The 12,416-nt window shown below is 74.0% G+C and carries 12 protein-coding genes and 3 pseudogenes; 14 read left to right on the top strand and 1 reads right to left on the bottom strand.

Features of this window, described 5'->3' with window-relative positions; genetic code table 11:
• Position 1 precedes the first annotated feature (1 nt).
• The 5 genes and pseudogenes from QQK45_RS21060 to QQK45_RS21040 all read left to right on the top strand — a co-directional run bounded on the left by QQK45_RS21060 (position 2) and on the right by QQK45_RS21040 (position 5,577).
• The gene (locus QQK45_RS21060) at positions 2 to 997 is read left to right on the top strand and encodes an ROK family protein (protein WP_284294853.1); all 996 of its coding nucleotides are present in this window, start codon (positions 2 to 4) and stop codon (positions 995 to 997) included.
• Between the two features lie 35 nt (positions 998 to 1,032).
• Positions 1,033 to 1,815 carry a glucosamine-6-phosphate deaminase gene (gene nagB / locus QQK45_RS21055; RefSeq protein ID WP_284294852.1) on the top strand — a complete coding sequence of 261 codons (783 nt, stop codon included), beginning with the start codon at positions 1,033 to 1,035 and terminating at the stop codon, positions 1,813 to 1,815.
• Positions 1,816 to 1,960: 145 nt separating this feature from the next.
• Entirely contained in the window at positions 1,961 to 3,301 is a 1,341-nt protein-coding gene (locus QQK45_RS21050; RefSeq protein ID WP_284294851.1) for an extracellular solute-binding protein, read from the top strand.
• 30 nt (positions 3,302 to 3,331) lie between these two features.
• Entirely contained in the window at positions 3,332 to 3,691 is a 360-nt protein-coding gene (locus QQK45_RS21045) for a DUF3039 domain-containing protein (protein ID WP_284294850.1), read from the top strand.
• Positions 3,692 to 3,825: 134 nt separating this feature from the next.
• A pseudogene (locus QQK45_RS21040) lies at positions 3,826 to 5,577 on the top strand (DEAD/DEAH box helicase).
• 80 nt (positions 5,578 to 5,657) lie between these two features.
• Here QQK45_RS21040 and QQK45_RS21035 read toward each other — a convergent pair.
• Complete coding sequence (locus QQK45_RS21035) at positions 5,658 to 7,040, bottom strand: nicotinate phosphoribosyltransferase (RefSeq protein ID WP_284294849.1); 1,383 nt, start codon at positions 7,038 to 7,040, stop codon at positions 5,658 to 5,660.
• A gap of 106 nt (positions 7,041 to 7,146) precedes the next feature.
• Here QQK45_RS21035 and clpS point away from each other — a divergent pair, with 106 nt between their 5' ends.
• The 9 genes and pseudogenes from clpS to rdgB all read left to right on the top strand — a co-directional run bounded on the left by clpS (position 7,147) and on the right by rdgB (position 12,414).
• Positions 7,147 to 7,446, top strand: a complete 300-nt coding sequence (gene clpS / locus QQK45_RS21030; protein WP_431310354.1) for an ATP-dependent Clp protease adapter ClpS — start codon at positions 7,147 to 7,149, stop codon at positions 7,444 to 7,446.
• Positions 7,416 to 8,116 (top strand): annotated as a pseudogene (locus QQK45_RS21020) (DUF2017 family protein). Before clpS ends, QQK45_RS21020 begins: the two are co-directional and overlap by 31 nt.
• Positions 8,113 to 8,547 carry a MarR family transcriptional regulator gene (locus QQK45_RS21015; protein WP_284294847.1) on the top strand — a complete coding sequence of 145 codons (435 nt, stop codon included), beginning with the start codon at positions 8,113 to 8,115 and terminating at the stop codon, positions 8,545 to 8,547. Before QQK45_RS21020 ends, QQK45_RS21015 begins: the two are co-directional and overlap by 4 nt.
• A complete protein-coding gene (locus QQK45_RS21010; RefSeq protein WP_284294846.1) occupies positions 8,544 to 8,930 on the top strand; it encodes an ROK family protein in 387 nt (128 codons plus the stop codon). Before QQK45_RS21015 ends, QQK45_RS21010 begins: the two co-directional genes overlap by 4 nt.
• Before the next feature lie 434 nt (positions 8,931 to 9,364).
• Complete coding sequence (gene murI, locus QQK45_RS21005) at positions 9,365 to 10,168, top strand: glutamate racemase (RefSeq protein WP_284294845.1); 804 nt, start codon at positions 9,365 to 9,367, stop codon at positions 10,166 to 10,168.
• Positions 10,168 to 10,401, top strand: a pseudogene (locus QQK45_RS22745) (MBL fold metallo-hydrolase); the annotation flags it as partial. The gene murI and the pseudogene QQK45_RS22745, both read left to right, overlap by 1 nt.
• Positions 10,402 to 10,535: 134 nt before the next feature.
• Complete coding sequence (locus QQK45_RS22740; protein ID WP_348525319.1) at positions 10,536 to 10,970, top strand: MBL fold metallo-hydrolase; 435 nt, start codon at positions 10,536 to 10,538, stop codon at positions 10,968 to 10,970.
• A gap of 20 nt (positions 10,971 to 10,990) precedes the next feature.
• On the top strand, positions 10,991 to 11,782 hold the full coding sequence (rph, locus tag QQK45_RS20995; protein WP_284294844.1) for a ribonuclease PH: 792 nt from the start codon (positions 10,991 to 10,993) through the stop codon (positions 11,780 to 11,782).
• Positions 11,779 to 12,414 (top strand): RdgB/HAM1 family non-canonical purine NTP pyrophosphatase, encoded by a 636-nt coding sequence (gene rdgB / locus QQK45_RS20990; protein ID WP_284294843.1) that lies wholly within the window; start codon positions 11,779 to 11,781, stop codon positions 12,412 to 12,414. Before rph ends, rdgB begins: the two co-directional genes overlap by 4 nt.
• Positions 12,415 to 12,416 lie beyond the last annotated feature (2 nt).

Raw genomic sequence — 12,416 nt, 5'->3', positions numbered from 1 at the left:
CGTGAGCATCTCTGCCTCGTTCGACGAGACCTACGCGGAGACGATCGGGGACGGCGAGGCGGAGCAGCGACCTGGCACGTTCGCGGTCGGGCTGGACATCGGCGGCACGAAGGTGCTCGGTGTCCTGCTCGCCGCGGACGGCACGGTCGTGGACTCCGTCCGCCTTCCGACGATCCGTGGCGGGGACGGCGTCGTGCGCTCGGCGTCCGACGTCGTCCGGCGCCTCGCCGCTGCGGCGGACCTGAGCCTCGGAGAGATCGGTGCGGTCGGCGTCGGTGTGCCGGGCCTGGTGGATCCCGAGACGGGATCCGTGCACCACGCGGTGAACCTCGGCATCCATGCGGACCAGTTCCCCCTGGCGGACCGGATCAGCCGCGAGCTCGGGGGTACCCCGGTCCACGTGGACAACGACCTCAACGTCGCGGCCCTCGGCGCGTCGTTCGCGCTCGGGCCCGACGCCGACGACCTCGCCTACCTGGCCCTCGGGACGGGGATGGCGGCAGGCGTCGTGATGGGTGGTGAGCTGCGTCGTGGCGCGAGCGGTGCCGCGGGGGAGGTCGGCCACATCCCGATCCGTCCCGACGGTCCCGTGTGCGCGTGCGGACAGCGCGGCTGCGTCGAGCTCTACGCGAGCGGCAGCGCCCTGGCCCGGCTCTGGCCGACCACCTCCGAGGTCCCCGCGCCGCTGCTCGTCTTCCAGGCAGCCGCGGAGGGCGATCCTCGTGCCCTGGAGATTCGGCACGACTTCGCGGTCGCGCTGGCCGAGTGCCTGCGCATCGTGGTGCTGTCGTACGACGTGCGCCGGATCGTCATCGGTGGCGGCGTGACGGGTGTCGGCGCGTCGCTGCTCGAGGTCTTGTGCGAGGCGCTGGCGGAGCAGGCGGCGACGTCGGCGTTCCTCGAGAGCCTCCGCATCGCCGACCGCGTCTCGCTGGCGCCGTCGGACGTGCCCATCGCGGCTGTCGGCGCCGCGCTCGCCGGGCTGCGCAGCGAGTAGCCGGCCCGGCCGACCACCGAGCGAATGGAGTAGCCATGGAAGTTGTCATCGCACCCGCCGAAGAGCTCGCGCGGCTCGCGGCAGACGCCATCGAGAACCTCGTCCGGTCCAAGCCGGACGCCGTGCTCGGCCTTGCCACGGGCTCGAGTCCGCTCAAGGTCTACGACGAACTGGCGCGGCGCCACACCGAGAGCGGTCTGTCATTCGCGGGCGCGCGCGCGTTCATGCTCGACGAGTACGTCGGGCTGCCCGCGGAGCACCCGGAGCGCTACCGGAACGTCATCGAGAAGGAGATCGCCTCGCGTGTCGACTTCGCGCCCGGTGCCGTCCAGGGCCCCGACGGGCTCGCGGACGACCTGCCGGCCGCGTGTGCCGCGTACGAGGCTGCGATCGCGGACGCAGGCGGTGTCGACCTGCAGATCCTCGGGATCGGGACCGACGGCCACATCGCCTTCAACGAGCCCGGCTCGTCGCTCGCCTCGCGGACGCGCATCAAGACGCTCACGCAGCAGACCCGTGAGGACAACGCACGCTTCTTCGAGGACGACATCGACAGGGTCCCGCATCACTGCCTCACGCAGGGCCTGGCGACGATCATGTCGGCACGCCACCTCGTCCTCCTGGCGACGGGCAAGGGCAAGGCGGAGGCGGTTCACCAGCTCACCGAGGGCGCTGTGAGTGCGCTCTGGCCGGCGACGATCATGCAGCTGCACCCGCACGCGACCGTCCTCGTCGACGATGCCGCTGCCAGCCGGCTGCAGCTCGCCGGCTACTACCGGCAGACGTTCGAGTCCAAGCCGGACTGGCAGGGTCTCTGACCACCCCCGGTGCCGGGACCCGCGCCCGGCCTGGTTTCGTCGGACGACCCTCACGTCGGCCAGGACCACCTTGTAGGCTGTGCGCGCCTCCCCTCCGTGCGCGGACGGGCCGGGCGCAGCCGGAGCACGATCGAGAGGACCGTCCGTGTCGTCCCACCACATCACCTCGCCCCGTCGGCGAGCCGCCGTCCCGTTGGTCGCGGCGCTCGCCGTCTCCGGCCTCGTGCTGTCGGCGTGCTCCTCGGGCAAGGCCGACGCCGACGGCGACGACCCGGCGTCCCTTCCGACGGGACAGACGATCACGGTGACTCTGATCGCTCCGTCGGCCGCGCAGGAGGCGGCGAACGACTACCTCAAGGCGACGTTCGAGGATAAGTTCCCCGGCAACGAGCTCGTCTTCAAGGACGAGGCGTGGGGCACCTACCAGGACGACTACGCCAAGGAGCTCATCGACGGCAAGGGCGCGATCCCTGACGTCGTCGAGATGGGCAATACCCAGACCCCGGGCTTCACCGCGACCGGCGCGCTGCTCGACCTGACCGACAAGAAGGACGACCTCGGCGGCGACGACCTTCTGCCGTCGTTCGTCGAGATCGGCTCCTACGACGGACGCTTCTACGCGCCGCCCTACTACTCGGCTGGACGCGTCGTGATGTCGTCGAGCACGATCGCCGGCCAGACCGTCCCCCAGACCTTGGCCGAGTACGTCGCCACGGGCGTGAACCTCAAGGACAAGAGCAAGAGCAAGCTCTCGGGTATCTACCTGCCCGGCAAGGACTGGTACGACGTCATGCCGTTCGTGTGGGAGAACGGCGGCTACATCGCCAAGCAGGAGGACGACGGCACCTGGAAGGCGGGCTTCTCGTCGTCGGGCGGGATCGTCGGCCTCGCGCAGGCGCAGAACGTGATGCGCAAGGCCAACGACCAGAAGGTCGGCCCGGCGAACTCGGACGAGACCAAGGGGGCCCAGATCTTCTGCAAGGGACAGATCGGCTACCTCGCCGCGCCGCCCTGGAACGCAGCCCAGATCCAGTCCGCGAAGAAGGACGGCGGGTGCAAGGACACGGTCGGCGACCCCGACTCGTTCGTCGCGTTCGCCCTGCCCGGCAGGGAGAAGGGTTCCGTCGCCGCGACGTTCGCGGGCGGCTCGAACCTCGGCATCGCGGCGAAGTCCAAGAACCCCGAGCTTGCCTACCAGGTGCTGAAGATCATGACGTCGTCGGGCTATCAGGACCTCATGGCCCTCAACGGCTTCATCCCGGCGCGCATCTCGTCGTCGGCCAACCTGCCGCAGGACGCGCTCACCCTCGCGAGCGCGCAGGCGGCGCAAAACGCGATCCTGACGCCCGCGTCACCCAACTGGGCGACCGTCGAGTCGAAGGAGTTCTTGCAGAAGGCGTTCGCCGAGATCGCCGCCGGGGGCGACGTCCCGACGATCGCCAAGAAGCTCGACCAGGAGATCGAGGAGACGCTCAACGCGAAGTGAGCGTCGGCGCCCCGACGTAGGATCGAGACCATGACCGAACCGCTCTCCAGCCCGCAGCCCGCGTACGACGACCCGTCCGGCGGTTCGTCCACGGCGGTGCTGGAGCGGGAGGAGACCCGCGAGCTCGCGGAGCCGGGCGACCACGAGCGGTTCGCGCACTACGTGCGCAAGGAGAAGATCCTCGAGTCGGCCGTCACGGGCGCTCCGGTGATCGCGCTGTGCGGCAAGGTCTGGGTGCCGGGACGCGACCCGTCGAAGTTCCCCGTCTGCCCGGTCTGCAAGGAGATCTACGAGGGTCTGCGCGAGCCGCAGGACGGCGACGGTGACGGCAAGGGCTCCGGGGGCGGCTCGGGGCGCAAGGGATTCTTTGGGGGCAGAGGCGGCAAGTGACGGCGAACGAGAGCTCCCGCACCCGCCCGTCCTCTCGTCCCGCCCGTGACAGCTCCGCTGTCGAGCAGCCGTCGCTCTTCGCGCCGCACCCGCCTGCCGGCCCTCAGGCCGCGTCGACGTTCGCCGCGGAGCAGCTGAGCCCGGCGTACCCCCGGCGTGCCCCGTGGGGCACGGCGGGCAAGCTGCGCGCCTGGCAAGCCGCCGCGCTCGAGCTGTACCGCGAGCGGTCGCCGCGCGACTTCCTGGCGGTCGCGACCCCGGGCGCCGGCAAGACGACGTTCGCGCTGCGGATCGCGACCGAGCTCCTGGAGCAGCGGGTGGTCCGGCGCGTCACGGTGGTGGCGCCGACCGAGCACCTGAAGCACCAGTGGGCCGACGCGGCGGCCCGGGTGGGCATCCACCTGGACCCGTCGTTCAAGAACAGCCAGGGCCGGCACGGCGCGCACTACGACGGCGTCGCGCTCACGTACGCGCAGGTCGCGAGCAAGCCCGCGCTCCACCGCGCGCGGACGGAGGCGGCGCCGACCCTCGTGATCCTCGACGAGGTGCACCACGGCGGCGACGCGCTGAGCTGGGGCGACGCGGTCCGTGACGCGTTCGACGGGGCGTCGCGGCGCCTCGCGCTCACGGGGACCCCGTTCCGCTCGGACACCGCGCCGATCCCGTTCGTGCGCTACGAGCAGGGACCGGACGGGGTCCGGCGCTCGCGTGCCGACTACACCTACGGGTACGGGGAGGCGCTGCGCGACCACGTCGTGCGGCCCGTGATCTTCCTGTCGTACTCGGGCCAGATGCGCTGGCGCACGCGGGCGGGCGACGAGGTCGCGGCGACGCTCGGCGAGGCCCTGACCAAGGACATGACCGCGCAGGCCTGGCGCACGGCCCTCGACCCCGAGGGGAGTGGATCCCGTCGGTGCTCCAGGCGGCGGACACGCGCCTCACGGAGGTCCGCCGCGCGGTCCCCGACGCGGGCGCGATGGTCATCGCGACCGACCAGTCCGACGCCCGCGCGTACGGCGCGCACCTGCGTCGCATCACGGGCCAGGCTCCTACCGTCGTGCTGTCCGACGACGACGGCGCGTCCGCGCGGATCGAGGAGTTCTCGTCCTCGGACTCGCGGTGGATGGTCGCGGTCCGCATGGTCTCGGAGGGTGTCGACGTGCCGCGCCTGGCCGTCGGGGTCTACGCGACGAGCACCGCGACGCCCCTGTTCTTCGCGCAGGCGGTGGGTCGGTTCGTCCGGGCCAGGCGCCGCGGCGAGACGGCGTCCGTGTTCCTGCCCAGCGTGCCCCAGCTCCTCGCGCTCGCGGGCTCCCTCGAGGACGAGCGCGACCACGCGCTCGACCGGCCGTCGTCGGGCGAGGACGAGAACGGGCTCGAGGACGGTCTCCTCGCGGAGGCGAACCAGCAGCGCGACGCGCCGGACGCCGTCGGGCCGGACGGGCTCGAGGCCAGCTTCAAGGCACTCGAGGCGCAGGCCACGTTCGACCGGGTGCTGTTCGACGGCGGCGAGTTCGGGACGGGGGCCGAGGTCGGGTCCGCCGAGGAGCTCGACTTCCTGGGGCTCCCGGGCCTGCTCGACGCCGACCAGGTGACGACGCTGCTGCGCGAGCGGCAGGCCGGTCAGGCCGGGGCGCGCGGCGGCACCGGACCCCGAGGCTGCGGCGCGCGAGCGCGCCGCGTTCGACCACCGCCGGGCGGCCGAGCTGCGCAAGGAGCTGCAGAAGCTCGTGTCGGCGTGGGCGCGCAAGAGCGGGCAGCCGCACGGCAGCGTGCACACCGAGCTGCGGCGCCGCTGCGGCGGACCCGAGGTGCCGCTCGCGACCGTCGACCAGCTCGAGGCGCGCGTCGAGCTGGTCCGGAACTGGTTCGTCGGCAAGCGCTGAGCCGCCGTGCCCGGTCGTCTGTCAGAACGTGGTGAGCCTCGAGAGTCACCGCGCTCTGACAACTCGCGGGAGAGCGTCGCTCACGGCAGGCGGAGGGTGACCGTGTCGAGGGCGGGGTCTCCGGCCGAGAGCCGGCGGGCGCCCCGCGGCAGCTCGGCCCGCGACTCGGCGTGCCGGCGTACCGCCGCCTGGACGCCGCTCGGGCCGGTCCACCGCGTGTCGACGGCGCCGTCGGTGACGAGCGGGACGTGCAGCGGCCGGGCGTCGTCGGGCACGGCCCAGGACCGCAGCGCGAGGTCGTCGCCCGTGACCACGAGCTCCTCGACCGCGCGGCCGTCCCCGTCGAGGCGTCGTGCCGCGACCTTCCGTCCGCCCGACGAGGTCTTGAGGGTCGACGCCTTCGCGACCGGCTCCAGCAGCCCGCTGCGTCCCTCGCGGGCGACCAGCTTGTAGACCATCCCGCACGTGGGGGCGCCCGACCCGGTGACGAGCGACGTCCCGACGCCGTAGGTGTCCACGGGCGCCGACGCGAGCGCCGCGATGGCGTGCTCGTCGAGGTCGGAGGTCACGACGATCTTCGTGCCGGTCGCGCCGAGGTCGTCGAGCTGGCGGCGCACCTCGACGGCGAGCCCCATGAGGTCGCCGGAGTCGAGGCGCACGGCCCCGAGACCGGTCCCGGCTGCCGCGACGGCGTTCTCGACGCCTTCGCGGACGTCGTAGGTGTCGACGAGCAGCGTGGTGTCGTTGCCGAGCGAGACGACCTGGCTCGCGAAGGCCGACCGTTCGTCGTCGTGCAGGAGGGTGAACGCGTGCGCGGCGGTGCCGATCGTGGGCAGCCCGTACCGGCGTCCCGCCTCGAGGTCGGACGAGCCCGCGAAGCCCCCGATGACGGCGGCGCGCGCCGCGGCCACGGCGGCCTGCTCGTGCGCGCGGCGCGCCCCCATCTCGAGGCACGGCCGGTCGACGGCGGCGCTCGTCATGCGGGAGGCCGCGGCTGCGACCGCGGAGTCGTAGTTGAGGACCGAGAGCACGAGGGTCTCGAGGATCACGGCCTCGGCGAACGTCCCCTCGACCACGAGCACGGGGGACTGGGGGAAGTACGTCTCGCCCTCGGCGTACCCGGTGATGCTTCCGGTGAAGCGGTAGTCGGCGAGGAACGCGAGCGTCCGGTCGTCGACGACGCGCTCACGCCCCAGCCACTCGAGCTCGTCGGCCTCGAACCGGAACGCTCCGAGGGCCTCGAGCACGCGTCCGGTGCCCGCGAGCACGCCGTACCGGCGGCCGGGCGGCAGGCGCCGCGTGAAGACCTCGAACACGCAGTGGCGGTCGGCGGTCCCGTCTGCGAGCGCCGCCTGGAGCATCGTGAGCTCGTACCGGTCGGTGAGGAGCGACGTGCGACCGGGGGCGTTGGTCGGCTCAGGTACGAGGCGGGGCACGTCGCTGAGCCCCGGGAGCGTGGCCATGACCACAACCTAGGGCACGTGAGCGGGGGCGGCATGCGCGGCCGTGGCTCCTGGACGGCCGGGGCGTGCGGGTCGGCCCGGCCCCTAGCATGGGGGTGTGCACAGCATCACGCTCGCGGCGGCCGTCCCGGAGGCGGAGCTGCGCCCCGACGACGCCGCGCTGCGGGTCGCGGACGCCTGGTCGACGGTCGTCTGGAACGACCCGGTGAACCTCATGAGCTACGTCACGTACGTGTTCGAGAGCTACTTCGGCTACCCGTCGTCGCGCGCGAACGAGCTCATGCTCCAGGTCCACCACGAGGGCCGCGCGGTCGTCTCGCACGGGGGCCGCGAGCGCATGGAGGTGGACGTGCAGGCCATGCACGACTTCGGCCTGTGGGCGACGCTCCAGAAGGACGGCGCGTGAAGCCGTTCAGGGCGACGCGGCGGGGGTACGTGGCCCAGCTCGACACGCCGGAGCGGGTGGTGCTCGCGCACGTGGTGGGGGACGTCGTCGAGCTGCTCCAGGAGGCCGTGCCCGACGCCGACGGGTCGCCGTGGGGCACGCTCGAGGCCGACGCGCCCCCGCGCCCCGGGACGCGGCGCTGGCGCGGCTGCTGCCGGAGGCGTCGACGGACCCGGACGTGTCGGCGGAGTTCCGACGGCTGACGCAGGGCGAGCTCGCGGGCGCGAAGGCGAAGCGGCTGCTCGCGTTCGCGGAGCGGCTCCTGGACGACGAGGTGGCGCGCGCCGCTGCGACGGGCCGCCACGTCCGTGCCGAGCGCACGGACCTGCTGGTGCCGCGGGACGCGGCTCGGGACACCGCGGCGGCGCTCACCGACGTGCGGCTGGTCCTCGCGTCGCGCCTGGGCGTGACGACCGACGAGGACGCGGAGGGCCTCTACGCGGAGATCGAGGCCGGCGCCAACGGCGACGCGGAGCCGGAGGCCGACGACGGCGCGGCGGGCGGTGACGCGCCCCGGCAGTTCCTCGGTGCGGTGTTCGTGACGGCCGGGTGGCTCCAGGAGTCGCTCGTCGACGCGATGCTCACGGACCTACGCCGGCGGCCCCCTGCAGGTACCGGACGCGCGGGATGAGCCCGCAGCCGGGCAAGCCGGGGCTGCTGCGCACGCTCAACGACCGCCGGGCCCTCGAGCTGCTGTTCGCCCACGGGCCGCTGACACGGGGGCGGATCGGGGAGCTGAGCGGGTTGTCGAAGCCGACGGCGACGCAGGTCGTCCAGCGGCTCGAGGCGCTCGGGCTCGTCGGACCGGTTGCGCGGGTCTCCGGTGGGCGAGGCCCGGACGCCGTCGCGTACGGGCTGGTCACGGACGGGAACGTCGGGGTCGCCGTCGACGCGCGGGCGCACCGGCTGGCGGCGGTCGTCCTCGACGTCCTGGGCACCGAGCTGGCGCGCGTCGAGGCCCCGCGTGCGGTCGACGGCACCCGGCCCGCGGGAGCTGCGGGCACGGGGGACCCGAGGAGCTCGTCGCGCTGGTGGACCGGGCGTGCGACGCGGCCGGCGTGACGCGGGACCACGTACGGCTCGCGGTGGTCGGCGTCTCCGCGGCCGTCGACGAGGCGGACGACACCCTGCGCTTCGCCGAGGACTTCCCGCGGTGGCCCGCCACCGGTGTCCGGCGACGGCTCGCGGACGCCCTGGGCTGCGACGTCGTGCTCGACAACGACGTGAAGCTCGCGGCGGTCGCCGAGCGCGAGGACGGCGCGGGCCGCGGCGAGGACGCGTTCACCATCCTCTGGATGGGCCAGGGGTGGGCCTCGCGACCGACCTGGGCGGCGTCGTCGTGCGCGGCGCCGCGGGCGCGGCGGGGGAGATCGGCTACCTGCGGTCCCCGGCCGCGCTCGAGGCGGTCGACCCCGTCGAACCGTCGACCGTGCACCACCTGCTGAGCGTGTCCGCGGTCCTCGAGCTCGGCCGGCGGCACGGGATCGACCTCGGCCCGGACGTCGATCCGGGCGAGGCGCTCGCGGACGTCCTCGCGGACGACGGGGTGCTCGACGCCCTCGCGCGCCGGGTCGCGGAGTGCGTCGCGCCGGTCCTCGCGATGCTCGACCCGGGCCTGCTGGTGCTCGCGGGGCCGCCCGCGGTGGCCGGCGGCGACGCGCTCGCGGTACGCGTCGAGGAGCGGGTCGCCGCGGGGTCGCCCTGGCGGACGCGCGTCGTCCCGACGGGCGTCCCGGACGGCGCGGTGCTCCGCGGCGCCGGCACGGCCCTGCTGCGCGGGCTGCGCGCGGGCGCGCTCGAGCGGGCCGGCTCGGTCGACTGAACCCCTCGGGGGCGTGCCGGTGCCGGGCAGGGGCCGGCACCCCGTTAGGCTCGGACCGTGAACGACGCGCCCATCGGGATCTTCGACTCCGGTGTCGGCGGACTGACCGTGGCCCGAGCGATCCTCGACCAGCTGCCGAACGAGTCCCTGCACTACATCGGTGACACCGCCAACAGCCCGTACGGCCCCAAACCGCTCGCCGCGGTCCGTGCCCTGTCCCTCGCGATCATGGACCAGCTCGTCGACGAGGGCGTGAAGATGCTCGTCATCGCGTGCAACAGCGCGTCGTCCGCGGTGCTCCACGACGCCCGCGAGCGCTACACGGTGCGCCGGGGCGTTCCCGTGGTCGAGGTGATCCTGCCGGCCGCGCGGCGGGCGGTCGCGACGACGCGGACCGGTCACGTCGGGGTGATCGGCACCCGGGCGACCGTCGAGTCCCGGGCGTACGACGACGCGTTCGCGGTCGCGTCCGGCATCACGCTCGTGTCGCGCGCGTGCCCGCGGTTCGTGGAGCTCATCGAGGCGGGCGTCACGTCGGGGCCCGAGGTCCTCGACATCGCGCACGAGTACCTCGACCCGCTGCGCGCCGTCGGCGTCGACACGCTCGTGCTCGGCTGCACCCACTACCCGCTCCTGGCGGGCGCCATCGCGTACGTCATGGGCGACGACGTCACGCTCGTCTCGTCCGCGGAGGAGACCGCGCGCGACGTGTACCACACGCTCGTCGAGCACGGCCTCGAACGCTCGCCCGCCGCCGGGCCACCGGAGCACCGGTTCGTCTCGACGGGCAGCGCCCAGACCTTCGAGCGGCTCGCCCGCCGGTTCCTCGGGCCCGAGGTGCGCGCCGTGGAGACCGTCTGATGCGGCTCGTCGTCGTGGGCTGCGCCGGCTCGTTCGCCGGCCCGGACGGCCCGGCGTCGTCGTACGCGGTGCAGGCGGAGGACGGCTCAGGGCACACCTGGACCGTCGTCCTCGACCTCGGCAACGGGTCGCTCGGGGCGCTGCAGCGCGTCGTCGACCCGTTCGAGGTGGACGCCGTCGCCCTCAGCCACCTGCACCCGGACCACGTCGCCGACCTGTGCGGGCTGTACGTCTACCGGAAGTACCACCCCGGGCGCGGCGTCGTGCGCGACCCCGGCCTCGGGCCGCTGGCCGTCTGGGGCCCTCCGGGACCGAGGCCCGCGTCGCCGAGGCCTACGGCTCGCATGACGACGAGGACCTGCGGTCCGTGTTCGCGTTCCGGACCTGGGTGCCCGAGCGCCAGGTCCGGGTCGGGCCGTTCGTCGTCGAGGTCGTGCCCGTGCGTCACCCGGTCGAGGCGTACGCGATCCGCGTCACCGGACCGTCGACGGAGCGCCCCGGCGAGCAGGCCACGCTGGTCTACTCGGGCGACACCGACGCGTGCGCGGGCCTCGTCGAGGCGGCCCGCGGGGCCGACCTGTTCCTGTGCGAGGCCGCGTTCCAGGAGGGCCGCGACCTCGTCGACGGCATCCACCTGACCGGCTACCGGGCGGGCCGCGCTGCACGGGCAGCCGCCGTGCGACGGCTCGTGCTCACGCACCTGCCCGCGTGGAACGACCCGCAGGTCGCGCTCGCCGAGGCGGCGTCGGCCTACCCCGGCCCCGTCGAGCTCGCGGCGCCCGGCGCGACGTACACGCTCTGAGCCGCACCTAGGCTGAGGGCATGCCGAACGACACCACCACGTCCCCCACCGCCGCGCTCCGGGCCGACGGCCGCCGCACCGACGAGCTGCGCTCCGTCCGCATCACCCGCGGCTGGCTCGACTCCGCCGAGGGGAGCGTCCTCGTCGAGTTCGGCGGCACCCGCGTGCTCTGCGCGGCGTCGTTCACCGAGGGTGTCCCGCGCTGGAAGAAGGGCTCGGGCGAAGGCTGGGTCACCGCCGAGTACGCGATGCTGCCGCGCGCGACGTCCACGCGCAGCGACCGCGAGTCGGTCAAGGGCCGGGTGGGCGGCCGCACCCACGAGATCTCGCGCCTCGTCGGCCGGTCCCTCCGCGCCGTCGTCGACGTCAAGGCGCTCGGCGAGAACACGATCGTCCTCGACTGCGACGTCCTCCAGGCCGACGGCGGCACCCGCACCGCGGCCATCACCGGCGCCTACGTGGCGCTCGCCGACGCCGTCGCGTGGGGCCAGCGGTCCGGGCTGATCCGGCCGACCCTCGTGCCCGCCGGTACGCCCGTCCTCACCGACTCCGTCTCGGCCGTGAGCGTCGGCATCATCGACGGGACCCCCATGCTCGACCTGCCCTACGTGGAGGACGTGCGAGCCGAGACCGACATGAACGTCGTCGTCACCGGGTCCGGGACGTTCGTCGAGGTGCAGGGCACCGCGGAGCACGCGCCCTTCGACCGCGCGGAGCTCGACACCCTCCTCGACCTCGCCGTCGCGGGCAACGCGACCCTCGCGCAGCTCCAGCGCGCCGCGCTCGCCGCCGAGCCGGAGGGCCACCGATGAGCGTCCCCGGCGGCGCCCGCCTCGTGCTCGCGACCCACAACGCCCACAAGGTCGGCGAGCTGCGCGACATCTTGCACGCGGTCCCGGCGCTCGCGACCCTCGACCCCGCAACGGTCGTCGGGGCGGGCGACGTCGGCGCGCCCGAGCCCGTCGAGGACGGCGTGACGTTCGAGGAGAACGCCCTCATCAAGGCCCGCGCGCTCGTCGCGTTCACGGGTCTGCCCGCGGTCGCGGACGACTCCGGGATCGCGGTCGACGTGCTCGGCGGGGCGCCCGGCGTGTTCTCCGCGCGCTGGAGCGGCCGGCACGGCGACGACGCCGCGAACCTCGACCTCCTGCTCGCCCAGGTCGCCGACGTGCCCGACGCCCACCGCGGCGCCGCGTTCGTGTGCGCGGCGGCGCTCGTGACGCCGGACGGCGAGGAGGTCGTGCGGGTCGGCGAGCTGCGGGGGAGCCTGCTGCGCGAACGGCACGGCGACGGCGGGTTCGGGTACGACCCGGTCTTCCGGCCCGACGGCGAGACCCGGTCGACGGCGGAGCTGTCGCCCGCCGAGAAGAACGTCGTCAGCCACCGGGGCCGCGCGTTCCGGGCGCTCGCTCCCGACGTCGCTCGGGTCCTGGCCCGCGGCTAGGC

It is taken from the genome of Luteimicrobium album (genome assembly GCF_030161555.1).
GTDB lineage: Bacteria > Actinomycetota > Actinomycetes > Actinomycetales > Cellulomonadaceae > Luteimicrobium > Luteimicrobium album.
Note: the sequence above shows the minus strand (reverse complement) of the source record. Positions and strands in the feature narration are given on the sequence as shown.

Bases quoted from the DNA above. Each gene is read 5' to 3' on its own strand.
- nagB (WP_284294852.1), top strand. From the start codon at position 1,033: ATGGAAGTTGTCATCGCACCCGCCGAAGAGCTCGCGCGGCTCGCGGCA.
- QQK45_RS21045 (WP_284294850.1), top strand. From the start codon at position 3,332: ATGACCGAACCGCTCTCCAGCCCGCAGCCCGCGTACGACGACCCGTCC.
- QQK45_RS21035 (WP_284294849.1), bottom strand. From the start codon at position 7,040: ATGGCCACGCTCCCGGGGCTCAGCGACGTGCCCCGCCTCGTACCTGAG.
- QQK45_RS21015 (WP_284294847.1), top strand. From the start codon at position 8,113: ATGAGCCCGCAGCCGGGCAAGCCGGGGCTGCTGCGCACGCTCAACGAC.
- rph (WP_284294844.1), top strand. From the start codon at position 10,991: ATGCCGAACGACACCACCACGTCCCCCACCGCCGCGCTCCGGGCCGAC.
- rdgB (WP_284294843.1), top strand. From the start codon at position 11,779: ATGAGCGTCCCCGGCGGCGCCCGCCTCGTGCTCGCGACCCACAACGCC.